The 17,224-nt window shown below is 60.7% G+C and carries 15 protein-coding genes and 4 tRNA genes; 10 read left to right on the forward strand and 9 right to left on the reverse strand.

Annotated elements, in window-relative coordinates; all coding sequences use genetic code 11:
• Positions 1-46: 46 nt before the first annotated feature.
• The 4 genes from LG409_RS11745 (at position 47) to LG409_RS11760 (ending at position 2,731) form a co-directional block, all read left to right on the forward strand.
• Positions 47-676, forward strand: a complete 630-nt coding sequence (locus LG409_RS11745) for a 50S ribosomal protein L25/general stress protein Ctc (RefSeq protein WP_227406720.1) — start codon at positions 47-49, stop codon at positions 674-676.
• A gap of 146 nt (positions 677-822) precedes the next feature.
• On the forward strand, positions 823-1,404 hold the full coding sequence (pth, locus tag LG409_RS11750; RefSeq protein ID WP_016914434.1) for an aminoacyl-tRNA hydrolase: 582 nt from the start codon (positions 823-825) through the stop codon (positions 1,402-1,404).
• A gap of 95 nt (positions 1,405-1,499) precedes the next feature.
• Entirely contained in the window at positions 1,500-2,591 is a 1,092-nt protein-coding gene (ychF, locus tag LG409_RS11755; protein ID WP_227406721.1) for a redox-regulated ATPase YchF, read from the forward strand.
• A gap of 63 nt (positions 2,592-2,654) precedes the next feature.
• Positions 2,655-2,731, forward strand: a tRNA-Met gene (locus tag LG409_RS11760).
• 91 nt (positions 2,732-2,822) lie between these two features.
• On the opposite strand, the gene LG409_RS11765 is transcribed toward LG409_RS11760, so the two are convergent.
• Positions 2,823-4,127 (reverse strand): M18 family aminopeptidase, encoded by a 1,305-nt coding sequence (locus LG409_RS11765; RefSeq protein ID WP_039181083.1) that lies wholly within the window; start codon positions 4,125-4,127, stop codon positions 2,823-2,825.
• Between the two features lie 138 nt (positions 4,128-4,265).
• On the opposite strand from LG409_RS11765, the gene LG409_RS11770 reads away from it, so the two are divergent.
• Positions 4,266-6,347, forward strand: a complete 2,082-nt coding sequence (locus LG409_RS11770; RefSeq protein WP_227406722.1) for a carboxy terminal-processing peptidase — start codon at positions 4,266-4,268, stop codon at positions 6,345-6,347.
• Positions 6,348-6,490: 143 nt separating this feature from the next.
• Here the strand turns inward: LG409_RS11770 and LG409_RS11775 are convergent, their stop codons facing one another.
• The 4 genes from LG409_RS11775 to LG409_RS11790 all read right to left on the reverse strand — a co-directional run bounded on the left by LG409_RS11775 (position 6,491) and on the right by LG409_RS11790 (position 7,447).
• Positions 6,491-6,787: a metalloregulator ArsR/SmtB family transcription factor gene (locus tag LG409_RS11775; protein ID WP_229800785.1), complete on the reverse strand. Its 297-nt coding sequence runs from the start codon at positions 6,785-6,787 to the stop codon at positions 6,491-6,493.
• Positions 6,788-7,078: 291 nt separating this feature from the next.
• Positions 7,079-7,154: transfer RNA gene (locus LG409_RS11780), tRNA-Asn, on the reverse strand.
• A gap of 55 nt (positions 7,155-7,209) precedes the next feature.
• Positions 7,210-7,285, reverse strand: a tRNA-Asn gene (locus tag LG409_RS11785).
• An 86-nt stretch (positions 7,286-7,371) separates the two neighbouring features.
• Positions 7,372-7,447, reverse strand: a tRNA-Asn gene (locus LG409_RS11790).
• Between the two features lie 187 nt (positions 7,448-7,634).
• On the opposite strand from LG409_RS11790, the gene miaB reads away from it, so the two are divergent.
• From miaB to lnt, 5 genes are all read left to right on the forward strand, one after another.
• On the forward strand, positions 7,635-8,978 hold the full coding sequence (miaB, locus tag LG409_RS11795; RefSeq protein WP_039181090.1) for a tRNA (N6-isopentenyl adenosine(37)-C2)-methylthiotransferase MiaB: 1,344 nt from the start codon (positions 7,635-7,637) through the stop codon (positions 8,976-8,978).
• 86 nt (positions 8,979-9,064) lie between these two features.
• Entirely contained in the window at positions 9,065-10,156 is a 1,092-nt protein-coding gene (locus LG409_RS11800) for a PhoH family protein (protein ID WP_227406723.1), read from the forward strand.
• Positions 10,153-10,614 carry an rRNA maturation RNase YbeY gene (ybeY, locus tag LG409_RS11805; protein WP_227406724.1) on the forward strand — a complete coding sequence of 154 codons (462 nt, stop codon included), beginning with the start codon at positions 10,153-10,155 and terminating at the stop codon, positions 10,612-10,614. Before LG409_RS11800 ends, ybeY begins: the two co-directional genes overlap by 4 nt.
• A 123-nt stretch (positions 10,615-10,737) precedes the next feature.
• Positions 10,738-11,619, forward strand: a complete 882-nt coding sequence (locus tag LG409_RS11810; protein ID WP_227406725.1) for an HlyC/CorC family transporter — start codon at positions 10,738-10,740, stop codon at positions 11,617-11,619.
• Between the two features lie 49 nt (positions 11,620-11,668).
• Positions 11,669-13,132: an apolipoprotein N-acyltransferase gene (lnt, locus tag LG409_RS11815; protein WP_227406726.1), complete on the forward strand. Its 1,464-nt coding sequence runs from the start codon at positions 11,669-11,671 to the stop codon at positions 13,130-13,132.
• A 73-nt stretch (positions 13,133-13,205) separates the two neighbouring features.
• Here the strand turns inward: lnt and phaC are convergent, their stop codons facing one another.
• The 4 genes from phaC to aroC all read right to left on the reverse strand — a co-directional run bounded on the left by phaC (position 13,206) and on the right by aroC (position 17,214).
• On the reverse strand, positions 13,206-15,059 hold the full coding sequence (phaC, locus tag LG409_RS11820; RefSeq protein ID WP_227406727.1) for a class I poly(R)-hydroxyalkanoic acid synthase: 1,854 nt from the start codon (positions 15,057-15,059) through the stop codon (positions 13,206-13,208).
• A gap of 93 nt (positions 15,060-15,152) precedes the next feature.
• Positions 15,153-15,563, reverse strand: a complete 411-nt coding sequence (locus tag LG409_RS11825; RefSeq protein ID WP_081137536.1) for a phasin family protein — start codon at positions 15,561-15,563, stop codon at positions 15,153-15,155.
• A 127-nt stretch (positions 15,564-15,690) separates the two neighbouring features.
• Positions 15,691-16,062, reverse strand: coding sequence for a DUF6489 family protein (locus LG409_RS11830; RefSeq protein ID WP_081137535.1), 372 nt, complete (start codon positions 16,060-16,062; stop codon positions 15,691-15,693).
• A gap of 60 nt (positions 16,063-16,122) precedes the next feature.
• Complete coding sequence (aroC, locus tag LG409_RS11835) at positions 16,123-17,214, reverse strand: chorismate synthase (protein WP_096922644.1); 1,092 nt, start codon at positions 17,212-17,214, stop codon at positions 16,123-16,125.
• Positions 17,215-17,224 lie beyond the last annotated feature (10 nt).

Raw genomic sequence — 17,224 nt, forward strand, 5'->3', positions numbered from 1 at the left:
GTCGCGGGCGGCGGCGTTTCCTTACTTAAACCAAGAGGCAATTAACATGTCTGATTTTATCCTGAAAGCCAGCGTTCGTAACGACCTGGGGAAAGGTGCGAGCCGCCGCCTGCGTCGTGCGAACCAATTCGTACCGGCCGTTGTGTACGGCGGTGAGAAAGGCGCGCAATCCATCTCTGTCGAAAAGACCGCTTTCTACAAGGCGATCGAAGACGAGTCGTTCTTCTCTTCCGTCATCAAGCTGGTCGTCGACGGCACCGAAGAGCAGGTCGTTGTTCGTGATCTGCAGCGCCACCCCTTCAAGCCGCTGCTGACCCACGCCGACTTCATGCGCGTCGACGCGACTCACGCCATCACCATGAACGTGCCGCTGCACGTGGTGAACGAAGAGAAGTGTGTGGGCATCAAGGACCAGGGCGGTGAACTGCACGTACTGGCCAACGAAATCGCCATCAGCTGCTTGCCGAAAGATCTTCCTGACTTTCTGGAAGTGGACATCAGCAAGGTCGAGCTGGGCACTACCCTGCACCTGTCTGACCTGACCTTCCCGGCGGGCGTCACTTCCGTTGACCTGTCCCACGGTGAAGAGCACGACAACGCCGTACTGAGCATCACAGCTGTCAAAGTACGTGTTGAAGAAGAAGGCGAAGGCGACGCAGAAGAAAGCGCCGAGTAAGCCGCCGAGTAAGCCAGGGCGCAGCGGTATTGCGCCCCGAGCCATGCCCGCATGGCTCGGAAATGATAAAATCAAGCGCCTCGGCGCTTGATTTTTTTTTGCGACTCGAGACACGCTGCCACTTTCATCCTACTGGAGCTGAGCACATGAGCCAGGTAACGGCCATTATCGGGCTGGGCAACCCCGGCGCTGACTATGATGCAACCCGCCACAACGCCGGTTTTTGGCTGGTCGAGGCCCTTGCCCGCAGCGCCCACAGTGAACTGCGCCCAGAAAAGAAGTTTCTGGGTCTTTATGCCAAGGTACGCCTGGGCGAGCACGAACTGCACCTGCTGAACCCCTCGACCTTCATGAACCGCAGCGGCGCTGCGGTGGCTGCGCTGACCCAGTTCTTCAAGCTCACTCCAGAGAATCTGCTGGTCGCCCATGACGAGCTGGACCTGCCCCCCGGCCAGGCACGCTACAAGACCGGTGGCGGGCACGGCGGCCACAACGGCCTGCGCGACATCATCAGTGCACTGGGCAACCAGAAGCAGTTCCACCGCCTGCGTATCGGCATCGGCCACCCCGGGGAAGCACGCCAAGTGGTCAATTACGTGCTGGGCCGCCCTGGCAAAGCCGAACAGGAAGCCATCGCGCACGCCCTGGAGGAGAGTCTGGCCACCCTGCCGCTGGCACTTTCCGGCGATTGGGCTAAAGCCATGAACCGCCTTCATAGCGTAAAATAGCAGCACGTTTGATCAGTCGTGTGATCGCACACGTTTATTCACTGTTGGCCAGCGCCTCACGAGATAGCGCTGGCCTAGCGGCCAGGAAGTAATGTATGGGCTTTAACTGCGGTATTGTCGGCCTACCCAACGTAGGCAAATCCACCCTGTTCAATGCACTGACGAAGTCAGGTATCGATGCCGAGAACTTCCCGTTCTGCACCATCGAACCCAACGTCGGCATCGTTCCCATGCCAGACCCACGCCTGGATAAGCTGGCAGCCATCGTCAAGCCCGAAAAAGTCCTGCCGACCACCATGGAATTCGTGGATATCGCCGGCCTGGTAGCGGGTGCCTCCAAGGGCGAAGGGCTCGGCAACAAGTTTCTCGCCAACATTCGTGAAACCCAGGCCATTGCCCACGTGGTGCGCTGCTTCGACAACGACAACGTGATCCACGTGGCCAACCAGGTAGACCCCCGCGCCGACATCGAGACCATCAACCTGGAACTCGCTCTGGCCGATCTGGATACGGTGGAAAAAGCCAGCCAGCGCCTGGTGCGCGTGGTCAAGGGTGGCGACAAGGACGCCATGGCCACCAAGGCGGTGCTGGACAAGATTCAGCCCCACCTGGCAGAAGGCCAGCCACTGCGCAGCTTTGGCCTGGATGAAGACGAGAAACGCCAGGTCAAAAGCTTTGGTTTCCTGACGCTCAAGCCCACCATGTACATTGCCAACGTCAATGAAGATGGTTTCGAGAACAACCCCTACCTGGACATCGTCAAGGAGATCGCCGCCGAAGAAGCCGCTGTGGTCGTGCCGGTGTGCAACCAGCTGGAGGCCGAAATCGCCGAGCTCGACGACGATGAGCGCAGCATGTTCCTGGCCGAAATGGGCATGGAAGAGCCGGGGCTGGATCGCGTCATCCGCGCAGGCTATGCCCTGCTGGGCCTGCAGACGTACTTCACCGCAGGCGTCAAGGAAGTACGTGCCTGGACCGTCAAGCAGGGGGCCAGCGCTCCGGAAGCTGCCGGGGTCATTCACACCGACTTCCAGAAAGGCTTCATTCGCGCCGAAGTCATCGCCTATGACGACTACGTCTCGCTGGGCGGCGAACAGGGTGCCAAGGATGCCGGAAAATGGCGCCTGGAAGGCAAGGACTACATCGTCAAGGATGGCGACGTGATCCACTTCCGCTTCAATGTGTAACGAAGCAAACAATCAATGCTTGACGAATGACAAAGGGGTGGGTAATATTCGCCCCCGTTGCACGGCTACGTAGCTCAGCTGGTTAGAGCACATCACTCATAATGATGGGGTCCCCTGTTCAAATCAGGGCGTAGCCACCAACACCGAATCGAGCTAGCAATAGCGAAGGCCCGCTGATTTCATCAGCGGGCCTTTTTCGTTCTGGTCCGTTCTGGATTCGCAGATGGGTGATCAGTGCAGCGTCACGCGATTCAGGAACTGAACCAACGCGCGAGTCAGATACTCGACGTCGCGAGTGCCGGACGTTTCACGAATGGAGTGCATGGCCCACTGCGGCAAGCCCACATCGATGGTCGGCACGCCCACTTCGGTCGCCGTGATCGGACCGATGGTGCTGCCGCAGCCCATGTCCGCCCGGGTGACGAATGACTGCACGGGCACATCGGCTTCTCGACACACATCGCGAAACAGTGCGCCGGTCACGCTGTTGGTGGCATAACGCTGGCTCGCGTTCACCTTGATGACCGGCCCGCCGTTGATGGCCGGGCCATGCCGCTCATCGTGCTTGTCACGGAAATTGGGGTGCAACGCGTGAGCGTTATCGCAGGAGATCATCAGTGACGACTGAATCAGTTGAATCAGTGACTCTTCACTACCGCCACCCACCTGCACGTTCAAGCGCTTGAGCACGTCCCCAAGGAACGGACCCTGTGCACCGCAGGCGCTGGCGCTACCGACCTCTTCATGGTCGTTGGCCACCAGCAACGCCCCCTGCTCGCCATCGCACGCCAGCAGCGCCTCCAGCCCGACGAAGCACGACAGCAGATTATCCAGCCGCGCACTGGCCAGCAGCTCCTGGCGCAGCCCCACCAGCGCAGGCGGCTGCACGTCGTAAAAGCCCAGCTCGAAATCGACGATATCCACGGCACGCAGCCCGTGCTGGGCTTCCAGCCACTGCGCCAACAGATCGTTGAGCTTGAGATCGTTGCTCTGCAGCAGTACCGGTGCCATCTGGGTTTGCGGATTGATCGAACGACCGCCGTTGACGTCGCGATCCATGTGAATGGCCAGGCTCGGAATCATCGCCACCGGCTGCGCCACGTTCAGCAGCACGCTCTCCAGGCGCCCATCGGCATGGCGTACATGCACCCGCCCTGCCAGCCCCAGCTCACGGTCGAACCAGGGCGCCAACAGCACGCCGCCGTACACCTGCACACCCAGCTGCATCCAGCCCGCCGAGTACTGCGTGGCATTAGGCTTCAAGCGCAACCCAGGGCTGTCGGTATGCGCTCCCAGCATACGCAGGCTGGACAACTTTCCGGCAGGCAGCTGGAAGGCGATCAGCGACGAGTCATTGCGCGTCACGTAGTAACGCTTGCCCGGCGACAGCTGCCAGTTGGCGGTTTCTTCCAAGCGTGTAAAGCCCGCCTGCTCCAAACGCTGCGCCATGTTATGGGTAGCGTGCCATGGCGTGGGCGACTGCTCCAGGAAATCGCACAGTCGCGTTAAACGTTCTGCGTTGAAAGCCTCGGACATGGAAATCCTCTTTACAGTAATGATTGAGTCTCACAGGGTAAATGACCTGCTACAATGCTCCCTCGGCCTACGCAACTCATGGGCTAACTGCGTGTCTAGGGAAGAATGAGTGTACACAAATCCGGGAGAGCTTGACTGATGAGCTTGTTTGCAACGCTTTCGCGCTCGGTCGCCCTTGCTGTCATGCTGGTGATGACCAGCCCGGCAGCGATGGCGCAACTGGCGCCGACAGACGAACAACGCCAAGCGGCCGTAGAAATTGCGGATTCGCTCCGCTATGGCCACTACGCGAACATTAATTTTGACCAGCAGTGGTCCGAGGAGGCTTTCCAGCGCTACCTGGACATTCTCGATGGTCAGCGTGCCTATTTGCTCAACCGTGATATTGAACCCTATCGTCATCTGGAAAACGATATGGCAGAGGCCCTTTTCGAAGGAGAATTGGACGATGCCTTTGCACTCTACAACCGCCTGAGCGAGCGCCACACCACTCGCCTGGAGTGGCTGCTGGCACGCCTGGACGAAGGCCTCTCGCTGGAATTCGAAAGCGACGAGCGCCTGGAGGTGGATCGTGAGAGCGCTCCCTGGGCCAGTCGTGAAAGTGAACTCGATGAACTGTGGCGCAAGCGCCTCAAGAACGACGCCTTGACCCTGGCACTCACCGGTCAAGACGACGAGCAGATCGAGAATAACCTGCGCCAGCGCTACGAAGGCCAGTTGACCCGCCTGCGCCAGACCGAATCGGAAGACGTTTTCGGCCTGCTGATGGCCGCAGTGTCCAGCACCATCGACCCGCACACAGGCTACCTGTCGCCCCGCCAGGGCGAATCCTTCGACATTCAGATGAGCCTTTCGCTGGAAGGCATTGGCGCCCTGCTGCAAGCCGACGGTGAATACGTTAAGGTCTCCAGCCTAGTGGCCGGCGGCCCCGCCGACCGCGCCGGAGTGCTGGAGCCCGCTGACCGCATCATTGCGGTAGGCCAGGAAGATGGCGAGATGGTCAACGTCGTGGGCATGCGCCTGGACAACGTGGTCGATCTGATTCGCGGCCCCAAAGGCTCGGTGGTACGCCTGGACGTCGTGCCTGCCCAGGCGGTCGACATGACCCGCTCGCAAATCGTGGAAATCACCCGTGACACCGTCAGCCTGGAAGACCAGGCCGCCAAAGGCGAAGTCATTGAAGTCATGCGCGAAGGCGAACCCCATCGCATCGGCGTCATCACCGTACCGACCTTCTACGTCGACTTCGATGCCTGGCAGGCAGGAGAAGAAGAGTACCGCAGCACCACCCGTGACGTAGCCCGAGAGATCGACAACCTCAAGAAAGAGGGTGTGGAAGGCATCGTGCTCGACCTGCGCAATAACGGCGGCGGCGCCCTCCAGGAAGCCAACTCGCTGATCGGCCTGTTCATCGATCGCGGCCCCACGGTACAAGTGCGTGACGCCCAAGGCCGCATCCAGCTCTACGGCGACACCGAAGCAGGCACGGTCTACGACGGCCCCCTGACCGTTCTGGTCAACCGCCTGTCGGCATCGGCCTCCGAGATCTTCGCGGGCGCCATTCAGGACTATGGCCGAGGCATCGTGGTGGGCGCCTCTACCTTTGGCAAAGGCACGGTACAGACCCTCAACGACCTGAGCCACGGCCAGATCAAGCTGACACGCGCCAAGTTCTACCGCATCTCTGGCGACAGCACCCAGAATCGCGGCGTAGAGCCGGACATCGCCTTCCCCAGCCTGATCGACCCCGAGCGCATTGGCGAGAGCAGCCTGGACAACGCCCTTCCCTGGGACACCGTGCAGAACGTTCAGTATCGTCGCTACGGCTCGCCGGAAACGGTCCTGCCTACCCTCCTCTCGTTACATGAGGAGCGCGCCAAGGGTAACCCCAATTTCCGCTACCTGGAGCGCCAGTCCACCCTGGCCCGCCAATTGCGCGAGCAGCACACCAGCGTCAGCCTGAACCGCGAACAGCGCCAGCGCGAACTGGAAGCTCAGGAAGCCGAGCAGCTGTCACTGGAAAACCAGCGCCGCCGCGCACTGGGTCTCCCGGAGCTGGAAGAGTGGATGGATGCCCGCAGCGACGGCACACAGGATGACGAGGCCGACACCGAGAGCGACGAATCCGCTCCCGTCGACCGCGCTCATGTGCTGGAAGCGGCAGAAGTACTGCTCGATTATGCGCACCTGGAAAAAGCCCAGCGCATGGCCCGCCGCTGAGCAGCCCCTGCCCCGACGCCTGACGGCGACGGAGCAGCCTGTCCAAGCAAAACGACCCGCGCAGAACGCTCCATGCAAAACGCCAGTCCTTGGGCTGGCGTTTTGCCATATGAACGAATCGACTGATGGAACCACTTACCCCGTCAACACAAGGCCGCACGCCGAGCTGGACGATCGCCCATCTTCAACAGGCGCTTCGTCAAGCCAGCCAGCTGCACTTCGCTGCCTTTTGCCCCCGCCTCGATGATGGCCATGGCCCATGCAGGCAGCTGCGGCGCAAGATGATAGTACACCCACTGCCCTTCACGCTGGTCGATCAGCAGACCACACTGGCGTAACTGCGCCAAGTGACGCGACACCTTGGGCTGCGACTCCTCGAGCGCATACGTCATTTCACATACGCACAGCGACCGCTCCTGGGCGATCAGCAGTACCAGCATCAAGCGCGTCTCGTCGCTCAAACATTTAAAGACCTGCAGCGCCGGCAAGCCAGTTGCATCCTTCACGCGCTTCTCCAACGTTCGTTACCGTTCTGATGCTCATGCTACCGAAAAAGCTGGCGACAGGGCATCATTAAACGCCTTGAGCAAACGCAACGGACGCAACAAAGCCTTGCCATGCACCAGAGCTTGATAAGCACTAGAAATAGAGAAAAAGGAAAAGGAAATACGGCGAACTACGAAAGGGAGGAGAATTGATCGGCTAGATCGATAATACGTAAAGCAGTGAAATGGCTCCTCGAGCAGGACTCGAACCTGCGACCCAATGATTAACAGTCATTTGCTCTACCAACTGAGCTATCGAGGAACATCTGTGCGTCAGCAACGAAACATGCTTCGGCAATAAAAGCAGAATAGCGAATTGGCTCCTCGAGCAGGACTCGAACCTGCGACCCAATGATTAACAGTCATTTGCTCTACCAACTGAGCTATCGAGGAACATCTGTATCGCTATTGCGCTTGAGCGAGAACCGTTGCCAACCTGTTAACTTTTCAGCCATTTGCCGAGAGTTCGGGTTGGTGTTTGGCTCCTCGAGCAGGACTCGAACCTGCGACCCAATGATTAACAGTCATTTGCTCTACCAACTGAGCTATCGAGGAACTGCTCAAACACGGTGCGTAGTATACTGATAGAAACGCGCGGGTCAAGTCTCGATTACAAGTGGAGTGCTAGCCGCTGGTTCGGTGTGTCCGTATAATGCAGCCATTCAGCGGCAGGCGACTGCCCAACGATTTTTCATTCATCCCTCGTCTCTTCAGAAAGACGACCCATAGACGACAGGTACCGATGGCGAAGAAGCTCTTCATCAAAACGCACGGCTGCCAAATGAACGAGTACGACTCCTCTCGGATGGCAGACCTACTCGGCGAATCCCATCAGCTGGAGCTCACCGACAACGAGAAGGAAGCGGACGTCATTCTGCTGAACACCTGCTCGATTCGTGAAAAGGCACAGGACAAGGTCTACCACCAACTGGGCCGTTGGAAGAAGCTCAAGGACGCCAACCCGGAACTGGTCATTGGCGTAGGTGGCTGCGTGGCCAGCCAGGAAGGCGAAGCGCTGCGCAAACGCGCACCTTACGTGGACATGATCTTCGGGCCGCAAACCCTGCATCGCGTTCCCCAGATGCTCGACGCCCGCAAGAACAACCAGATTGCGGCAGTGGATGTCACCTTCCCCGAAATCGAGAAGTTCGACCACCTGCCCCAGCCCAAGTCGGATGGCGCCACGGCGTTCGTATCGGTGATGGAAGGCTGCTCCAAGTACTGCACTTTCTGCGTGGTGCCCTACACCCGCGGCGAAGAGGTCTCGCGCCCCTTCGAAGACGTCATGGATGAAGTCATCCACCTGGCCGACCAGGGCGTACGGGAAATCAACCTGCTGGGCCAGAACGTCAACGCCTATCGCGGCGACAATGAGGATGGCGACGAGATCGACCTGGCCGAGCTGATCGCCTGCATTGCCGCCGTGGACGGTATCGACCGTATCCGCTTCACCACCTCGCACCCGGTGGAGTTCACCGATAGTCTGGTCGATGCCTTTGCCGACATCCCGGAGCTGGTGAGCCACCTGCACCTGCCGGTACAGTCTGGTTCCGACCGCATTCTGAGCGCCATGAAGCGCGGCCATACGGCGGAAGAGTACATCGAGAAGATGGAGCGCATCCGCGCCAACCGCCCGGACATCAGCTTCTCCTCCGACTTCATCATCGGCTTCCCCGGCGAGACCGAAGAGGATTTCGAAGCCACCATGGACTTGATCCATCGCATTGGCTTCGACCACTCCTTCAGCTTCGTCTACTCGGCACGCCCTGGCACCCCCGCCTCGGGCCTGCCTGACGACACCCCGGAAAGCGTCAAGAAGCAGCGCCTGGCCATTCTGCAGGAGCGCATCCTGCAGCAGGCGGCGCAAATCAGCCGCCGCATGGTGGGCTCGACCCAGCGCATTCTGGTAACCGGGTTCTCGCCCAAGGACCCCGGCCAGCTCTCCGGGCGCACCGAGAACAACCGAGTCGTCAATTTCCGTGCCGCCAACCCCACCGAGCTGATCGGCTACTTCGTGGATGTCGAGATCACCGAAGCGCTGCCCAACTCGCTGCGTGGTGAGCTGGCCTCCGCCGAGCGTTATTGAGCCTTCTCTTATCCTGGGTAATTGCCCCGACCCCGTCGGGGCATTAAGCTGAAACGCACACACACCAACGAAAGGGTTTCCTACTCTTGAGCCAGCCATCACCTCAGGCCAATCGCATCATTACCCTAAGCCTTGAACCCAATGACCCGCAGCGCCTTGCCAGCCTCTGCGGCCAGCAGGACGAGCACCTAAAGCTGATCGAGAGCCGCCTGGACGTGACGTTGCGCAACCGTGGCAACGTTTTTCAGCTGGCCGGTGCGGCCAACCGCATCAAGGCAGCCGCCAATGTCCTCGAGCACCTGTACCGTGAAACGGCAGCCGCCGAGCTATCGGCGGATACCGTCCACCTGTTCTTGCAGGAGTCAGGGCTAGAGGCCCTGGAGGAAGAAGAGGACGGCGAAGGCGGCAGCGACGAGGTGATCATGCGCACCCCCCGTGCCATGATCAAACCCCGCGGCCTGAACCAGCAGCGCTACGTGCAGAGCATCCGCGAACACGACATCAACTTCGGCATCGGGCCTGCGGGTACCGGCAAGACCTACCTGGCGGTGGCCGCGGCGGTCGAGGCACTGAACCAGCAGGAAGTGCGCCGCATCCTGCTGGTGCGCCCGGCCGTCGAAGCAGGCGAGAAGCTGGGCTTCTTGCCCGGCGACCTGGCCCAGAAAATCGACCCATACCTGCGCCCGCTGTACGACGCGCTCTATGAGATGATCGGCTTCGAGCAGGTGGCCAAGCTGATCGAGCGCCAGGTGATCGAAATCGCGCCGCTGGCGTACATGCGTGGCCGTACGCTGAACAACTCCTACATCATTCTCGATGAGAGCCAGAACACCACGCCGGAGCAGATGAAAATGTTCCTGACGCGGATCGGCTTTGGCTCGACGGCGGTGATCACGGGTGACATTACCCAGGTGGACTTGCCGCGCGGCCAGCGTTCGGGGCTTTCCCAGGTGCTGGACGTGCTCAAGGAGACCCCCGGCATCGGTGTGACCCACTTTGCCGCCAAGGACGTGGTGCGTCACCCGCTGGTGCAGCGCATCATCGAAGCCTACGACGAGTTCGAGTCGCAGCAGGAAGTGACCGAGCGCGCCCGCCGCGAGGCGCGTCAGCAAGAGCGCGAAGCACGCATGCTGGCCCTCGAACGCCAAGGCAATCGCACTGGAGGCGGCGACCAATGAACGAGCCGATGATCGATCGGCAAGCGGCCATCGACGAACCGCTGCTGCCTTCTCTCGACCAGCTCACCCAATGGGTGAGCTGCGTGTTTGCTCGCCATCCTGACGATGACCGCCAGGAGCTGACCATCCGGTTCGTGGATGAAGCCGAGAGTCAGGCGCTGAACCGCGACTACCGAGGCAAGGACAAGCCCACCAACGTGCTGTCGTTCCCTTTCGAGAACCCGCCTGGCATCACGCTGCCTCTGCTGGGCGATCTGGTCATCTGCCATGCGGTGGTGGCCCAAGAAGCCCACGAGCAGCAAAAGCCGCTGGAGCACCACTATGCGCACATGGTGGTTCACGGCACCCTGCACCTGATGGGCTATGACCATATCGAAGAGCAGGAAGCCGAAGAGATGGAGCAGCTCGAGCGAGAGCTGCTGGCGACCCTGAAGATCGATGACCCTTATCAGGCGTGAGTGGCTTTGTTGCAGAAAGCTGCTGCTAGCGGTGGTGTCTGCCGCCACTCAGTGATACAACGATGAGCTGTCATCACCCCCCTTTATCGAACTACCTTGCCCGTAACTGAGAGAACTGACGCAATGAGCGAAGATCGATCGAGCAACCCCAATCAAAAATCATGGCTCGAGAAACTCTTTGGCGCCCTTTCCGGAGACAGCGACGAACCCAGCTCACGGGATGAGCTGATGACGTTTCTACGCCACACGGCCGGCAAGCTGAAACTGGATCAGGACGCCATCATGATCATTGAAGGCGCCCTCGACATCAGTGCCCAGCAGGTTCGCGAAATCCTCATCCCGCGCTCTCAGGTCACCGCCATCGCCCTGGACCAGACCAGTGACGACTACCTGCCGCTGATCCAGGAGACCGGCCACTCCCGCTACCCGGTGATGGGTGAAAATCTCGACGACGTCAAAGGCATTCTGCTGGTCAAGGACCTGCTGCCGCTGCTCTCCCAGACTCAGGAACAGCGCGATGCCTTCAAGCTGGAAGACGTGCTGCGTCCGGCCATGTTCATTCCCGAATCCAAGCGCCTCAACAGCCTGCTCAAGGAGTTCCGGGACACCCATAACCACATGGCCATCGTCGTGGACGAGTATGGCGGCACGGCGGGCATCATCACCATCGAAGATATCCTCGAACAGATCGTCGGGGATATCGAGGACGAGCACGATACCGACGAAGAGGACGATATCCGCACGCTGGAAAACGGCCACTTCGCCATCCGTGCCCTGACGCCCATCGAAGACTTCAATGAACGCTTTGGCACGGCCTTTTCCGATGACGAGTTCGACACCGTGGGGGGGCTGGTCATGCAGCAATTCGGCCACCTGCCCGGCCGTGGCGAGCACACTACGCTAGGCGGTTGGCGCTTTGTCATTCTGAATGCCGACAACCGGCGCATCCGCCTGCTTGAGGCCTATCGTGAACGCGATGCCGACGACGAGACCGACGCTGACTAGCCGCCACTGGCGCTGCGTTACCGTTGCACCCTGCTGACAGGATATTGCTATGGGGTTGACTCCCACGTTACCACTTCAACTGCTGGCCGCCCTGGTGGCCGGTGGTTTTACCACGCTCACCGCCTCCCCTTTCGAACTCTGGTGGCTGGGGCCTGTCGCCATTGGCCTGCTCTTTCTGGGCCTGCATCAGCTGAGCCCGGCTCAGGCCGCGCTGAAGGGGTGGCTGTACGGGGTGGCACTGTTTGCCAGCGGCACCTCCTGGGTATACGTCGCGATCCATGATTACGGCTATACCGGCATGCCCTTGGCGGTCTTTCTCACCGCGCTGTTCGTGACCGTACTGGCGCTGTTTTTCGCGGGTACGTTCTGGCTCTATCGACGCTTCGTCGGCCCCCGTTGGGCAGTAGTGACCTTCGCCGGTGCCTGGGTGCTGGGTGAAGTACTGCGCACCTATCTGTTTACCGGGTTTCCCTGGCTGCTGGTCGGGTCGAGCTACGTCGACTCGCCCCTGGCCAGCTGGGCCCCCGTTGGCGGCGTCTATTGGCTCTCGTTGCTGGTCGTTTTGAGCGGCACCCTGGGTGTGGCCTTCCTGCACCGCCAGTGGTGGGCAGCGCTGCCGCTGGCGGCCATCTGGCTCACGCCTCTGGCACTGCCCCAGCACTGGACCACGCCGGTGGACGAACCCACTCGCGTGGCCCTGCTGCAGGGCAACCTTCCGCAGCTCCTGAAATGGACACCGGAAGGCCAGCGCAGCGCTGCCAATATCTACAGCGACCTGACCCGTCAGGTCGCAGACGATGTCGACCTGATCCTGTGGCCAGAGACCGCCCTGCCCATGATCGACAGCCAGGCGCGCCCAGTACTGGAGCGCGTGCAAAGCAACCTGCCGCCTGAAACGGCGCTGCTCACTGGCATCGTGCAACTGGACGAGGCCAATCGCTACTTCAACAGTGTGATTGGTGTCGGCAACGTGGAAGGCAGCTACCAGAAAGAGCATCTGGTGCCGTTCGGTGAGTACTTGCCGCTGGAAAGCGTGCTGCGCGGGGCGATCAACTTCTTCGACCTGCCCATGTCCAGCTTTAGCAAGGGGGCCTCTCATCAGGTGCCCATGCAGGCCGCCGGGGTCACCATCGGTAACGCGATCTGTTACGAGATCATCTATCCGCAGCTGGTGGCACGCCGCGCCATGGATAGCGATGTCATCGTCACGGTCTCCAACGACACCTGGTTCGGCGCCTCCATCGGCCCACACCAGCACCTGCAAATGGCGCGCCTGCGTGCGTTGGAAAATGGCCGCTACGTGGTGCGTGCCACCAGCAATGGCATTACCGCTATCATCGACCCCCGCGGCAGGCTCGTCGACCGTGCACCGCAGTTCGAAACCACCTACCTGACCGGCGAGTTCCACGCCATGCAGGGGCTCACGCCCTTCACCCGCATGGGTAGCTGGCCCACCTGGCTGCTGGCAGGCCTGCTGTTGCTGCCTGGGGTTGTACGTCGCCGCGCAGGATAACGCACCTTACCAGCCCTGCCTGCTGCCTGGCCCCCGCATTGACGCCGTTGACCGGCGAGCGGGGGCCTTGCTTTTAGCGGGCCGAGGGAATTTCCCCCAGCACTTCTGGAATAGTCATTTTCACATAGCGGCCTGGGGCAGGCTCGATCACTTTCAGCTCCCCCTCTCCGGGCTGACGGGCCGGCACCATTTTCTTCGGGTCGGCATCCGCGTAGCCGTTCTCCGTCACCCAGGCCTGCCAGTGCGGCCACCAGGAGCCTTCGTTGAAGGTCGCCCCCTGCTGCCATGCATCGTGGGAGTCCGGCAGCTCGTCGTTCGTCCAGTAGCCGTACTTGTTCTTGTGCGGCGGGTTGACGATCCCGGCGATATGTCCGGAGCCCCCTAACACGAAGGTCACTGGCCCCTTGGGCAGCAGCGCACCGTAGTAAGTGCTGTTCCACTTGGCAATGTGGTCTTCCTTGGTCGAGACGAAATAGCTGGGCGCCGAGATCTTGCGCAGGTCGATCTTGACGTCGTCCAGCTCGATGCCACCGGGCTCTACCAGGCGATTTTCCAGATACATGTGGCGCAGGTACCAGGCGTGGGTGCCTGCGGTCAGGTTGGTGCCATCGGTGTTCCAGTAGAGCAGGTCGAACGCCGCAGGCACGTCACCTTTCAGGTAGTTGTTGATGTAGAACGACCAGAACAGATCGTTTTCCCGCAGCAGGTTGAAGGTGTAGGCCATGGAGCGACCGTCCAGGTAGCCCTTGAGCTGCATGCTCTGCTCCAATCCTTGAATGACGCGCTCGTTGAGAAAGACGCCAATGTCGCCCGGGTCGCGGAAATCCTGCAGCGTTGCCATGTAGGTCACCGACTTGACCTTGCGGCCACGACGCGTGCTGGTCAGGTAGGCCACCGTGGACGCCGTGAGCGTCCCTCCCACACAGTAGCTGACCAGGTTGACCGACTTTTCGCCGCAGGCCTGCTCGATGGCCTCCATGGCGCTGATCGGCCCCAGCTGCATGTAGTCGGCCCAGGTGATGTCGCGTTGAGCAGGGCCAGGGTTGCGCCAGGAGATCAGAAACACCGTGTGCCCCTGCTCTACCAGCCACTTGACCAGCGAGTTGTCGTCGCGCAGGTCGAGAATGTAATACTTGTTGATCCATGGCGGCACGATCAACAGCGGCGTCTTGAAGGTTTTCTCGGTGGTCGGGGCATACTGAATCAGCTGAATCAGCTCGTTTTCGTATACCACAGAGCCCGGCGTCACGGCGATGTTGTCGCCGACCCCGAAGGCGCTGCGGTCGGTCATGCGCACGTTGACCCCTTCGGCCGAGTTGGCCAGATCTTCGCGCAGGCGGGTCAGTCCGTCCACCAGGTTCTGTCCCTTGGTCTCCAGCGTACGCCGCATGACTTCCGGGTTGGTGGATACGAAGTTGGTGGGCGACATGGCGCTGACCACCTGACGCGCATAGAACGCCAGGTTGCGCTTGTGGGTGGGGTCCAGCCCGTTCAGGTCGCCGACCAGCTCCTCGACCATCTGCGAAAACAGCAGGTACTGCTGCATGATCGCCATGTAATAGGGGTCCTGGCGCCAGGCCTCGTCGCTGAAGCGGCGGTCATGCTTGGGAGGCGTGATCAGCGGCGTGACCTGCTCGCCCGCCATGGCGCGAACGCCCTGCTGCCACAGCAGCCACTGGTCCTGGATCAGCCGCGATTGGGTTTGCCACAGCAGGTTGGGGTTGCTCATCAGCGACTGGGCTGCCGCCTCGAAGCTTTCACGCATGTCACGGTAGACCGAGTCTGCGGCTTCACTGGGCACGATGCGCTGTAGCAGGTCTTCGAGCAGCCCCTTGTACTGCTCGGCGACGTCGTCCAATTGAGCTTTCCAGGCCTCCATTTCCGGCTGGGTTAGCGGTTGAGACGGTATTTTCCACCCTGACTGCATACGAGTTCCCCCTCGCGTGCCGAGCATTGTTCGCTCTGACAGCTCATCCAAAAGAACGCGGCGCCTCATCGGCGCCGCGAACAGTACGTGATATCAGCTCTTGCGTGACGACTGGCTGGTGGCCTTGGCCGAGGACTCGCCTTTCGCGGTTGCCGTAGCCTGTTCGCTCATTTTTTGCCCGGCTTCGCTGAACAGCTTCTCCATTTCTGTCTTGAACTGCAGGGTCATCTCGCCCATGGCGCGGGCATCTTCCTGCATCTGCTGGGAAAGCTCGTTCATCATTTCCGCTTGCCGGGTGCCGAAGTCACGCAGGCTTTCGGCATCGTTGATTTCGGTGGCACTGCGAATACGCTCGGTCCCCATCTGGCTGTAGCGCTTCATGGCTTCCAGCTGGTACTGGGTCATCTTTTCCATGTTGTTGAGCATCAGCGAGTTCATCTTGCGCATCGGCTCGAACATCTGGCGGGTCTGGGCGCTGAACGCCTCCATCATCTTGTCTTGCATTGTGGTAGCTCCTGTCTCTCATTCCCTGGCATGAGCCTGGAGTGGCTCATTCACATCGCAATTATTGTGCATCGCACAAAGAGTAATCGCTGGCTTGCCGCTTGACAACTCTGCTTTGGCGGCAGCCCTACCCTTTAGCGCGGGTTCGTGACGAGGCGGCTTTCGCCTTGGTGCCTCGACTGCTGGCCGTGCTGGGTGCCTCCTGCTCTTCGCGGGACTGGCTGCTGCTGGTGGCACTGGAACCCGCCTGCCGCAGCATATCCAGCATCATCTGCTGGTAGGTACCGAAGTTGGCCAGCCCCTGCGATAGCCCTTGCTGCATCATCGGCTGCTGCAGGAACGGGCGCATCAGGCTCATGGGGTCGTAACCCTCCACCCCTGACTCCATCTGGCGCTGGATGTTGTCCAGCAGGCTTTGCTGAAACGCCTCGACATCCGGTAGCCCCAGCGAACGCCGAAACTCGTCCGGCGTCAGGTCAAACTCAACGTTGATCTTCATAGGCGACTCCTTGACCGTCATGCTTGAGTGTAGCAGCGAACCCCGAGGCGTACCGTGGCGTTATCGCTGGCCGATGGCCGGTGTATCAACGCTGACATCGGCATTCTGCCCACGGTGGCGCAGCCAGTGGTCCAGCAGCGTCATGGCCATCATGGCTTCGGCAATCGGCGTGGCACGAATGCCCACACAGGGGTCATGGCGCCCCTTGGTAATCACCTCCACCGGCTCGCCGTGCACGTCGATCGAGCGGCCCGGCGTGGTGATGCTGGAGGTCGGTTTCAGCGCCAGCCGTGCCACGATGGGCTGGCCACTGGAAATACCGCCCAGCACGCCCCCGGCATGGTTGGAGAGGAACCCCTCAGGGGTCAGCTCATCGCGGTGCTCGCTGCCCCGCTGTGCCACGCAGCCAAAACCGGCGCCAATCTCGATGCCTTTTACCGCATTGATGCTCATCAGACCATGCGCCAGATCAGCATCCAGACGATCGAACACCGGCTCGCCAAGCCCCACCGGCACGCCTTCCGCAATCACGGTGATCTCTGCCCCCACCGAGTCCTGGTCACGGCGCAGCTGATCCATGTAGTTTTCCAGCTCAGGCACTTTGTCCGGATCGGGGCAGAAGAAGGCATTCTGCTCGACGCTGTCCCAGCCTTTGAAGTCGATCTTGATCGGCCCCAGCTGGCTCATGTAGCCACGAATCTGAATGCCCTGCGCCGCCAGTACTTTTTTGGCTATGGCTCCGGCCGCCACGCGCATGGCGGTTTCACGGGCGCTGGAGCGCCCGCCGCCCCGATAGTCACGATGCCCGTACTTGTGATGGTAGGTGTAGTCGGCATGGGCGGGCCGGAACTGATCCTTGATCTTCGAGTAATCCTTGGAGCGCTGGTCGGTATTCTCGATCAGCAGGCCAATGGAGGTCCCCGTGGTCTTGCCTTCGAACACGCCAGAGAGAATGCGGACCTGATCCGGCTCCTTGCGCTGGGTGGTATGCCGGGAGCTGCCGGGGCGGCGGCGGTCCAGGTCGCCCTGCAGGTCGGCTTCGCTAATCTCGATACCGGGCGGGCAGCCATCGACGATGGCCCCCAGCGCAGGGCCGTGGCTTTCGCCAAAGGTGGTGACGGTAAACAGTTTGCCAAAGGTGTTGCCAGACATGGGCGTTATT

Origin of the sequence: Halomonas sp. NyZ770 (genome assembly GCF_020616575.1) — a bacterium.
In the GTDB taxonomy this organism is placed as follows: Bacteria; Pseudomonadota; Gammaproteobacteria; order Pseudomonadales; family Halomonadaceae; genus Vreelandella; species Vreelandella hamiltonii.

Excerpts from the sequence above, each read along its gene's own strand:
- LG409_RS11745 (WP_227406720.1), top strand. The coding sequence starts at position 47 with ATGTCTGATTTTATCCTGAAAGCCAGCGTTCGTAACGACCTGGGGAAA.
- pth (WP_016914434.1), top strand. The coding sequence starts at position 823 with ATGAGCCAGGTAACGGCCATTATCGGGCTGGGCAACCCCGGCGCTGAC.
- ychF (WP_227406721.1), top strand. The coding sequence starts at position 1,500 with ATGGGCTTTAACTGCGGTATTGTCGGCCTACCCAACGTAGGCAAATCC.
- LG409_RS11765 (WP_039181083.1), bottom strand. The coding sequence starts at position 4,127 with ATGTCCGAGGCTTTCAACGCAGAACGTTTAACGCGACTGTGCGATTTC.
- LG409_RS11770 (WP_227406722.1), top strand. The coding sequence starts at position 4,266 with ATGAGCTTGTTTGCAACGCTTTCGCGCTCGGTCGCCCTTGCTGTCATG.
- LG409_RS11775 (WP_229800785.1), bottom strand. The coding sequence starts at position 6,787 with ATGCTGGTACTGCTGATCGCCCAGGAGCGGTCGCTGTGCGTATGTGAA.
- miaB (WP_039181090.1), top strand. The coding sequence starts at position 7,635 with ATGGCGAAGAAGCTCTTCATCAAAACGCACGGCTGCCAAATGAACGAG.
- ybeY (WP_227406724.1), top strand. The coding sequence starts at position 10,153 with ATGAACGAGCCGATGATCGATCGGCAAGCGGCCATCGACGAACCGCTG.
- LG409_RS11810 (WP_227406725.1), top strand. The coding sequence starts at position 10,738 with ATGAGCGAAGATCGATCGAGCAACCCCAATCAAAAATCATGGCTCGAG.
- lnt (WP_227406726.1), top strand. The coding sequence starts at position 11,669 with ATGGGGTTGACTCCCACGTTACCACTTCAACTGCTGGCCGCCCTGGTG.
- phaC (WP_227406727.1), bottom strand. The coding sequence starts at position 15,059 with ATGCAGTCAGGGTGGAAAATACCGTCTCAACCGCTAACCCAGCCGGAA.
- LG409_RS11825 (WP_081137536.1), bottom strand. The coding sequence starts at position 15,563 with ATGCAAGACAAGATGATGGAGGCGTTCAGCGCCCAGACCCGCCAGATG.
- LG409_RS11830 (WP_081137535.1), bottom strand. The coding sequence starts at position 16,062 with ATGAAGATCAACGTTGAGTTTGACCTGACGCCGGACGAGTTTCGGCGT.
- aroC (WP_096922644.1), bottom strand. The coding sequence starts at position 17,214 with ATGTCTGGCAACACCTTTGGCAAACTGTTTACCGTCACCACCTTTGGC.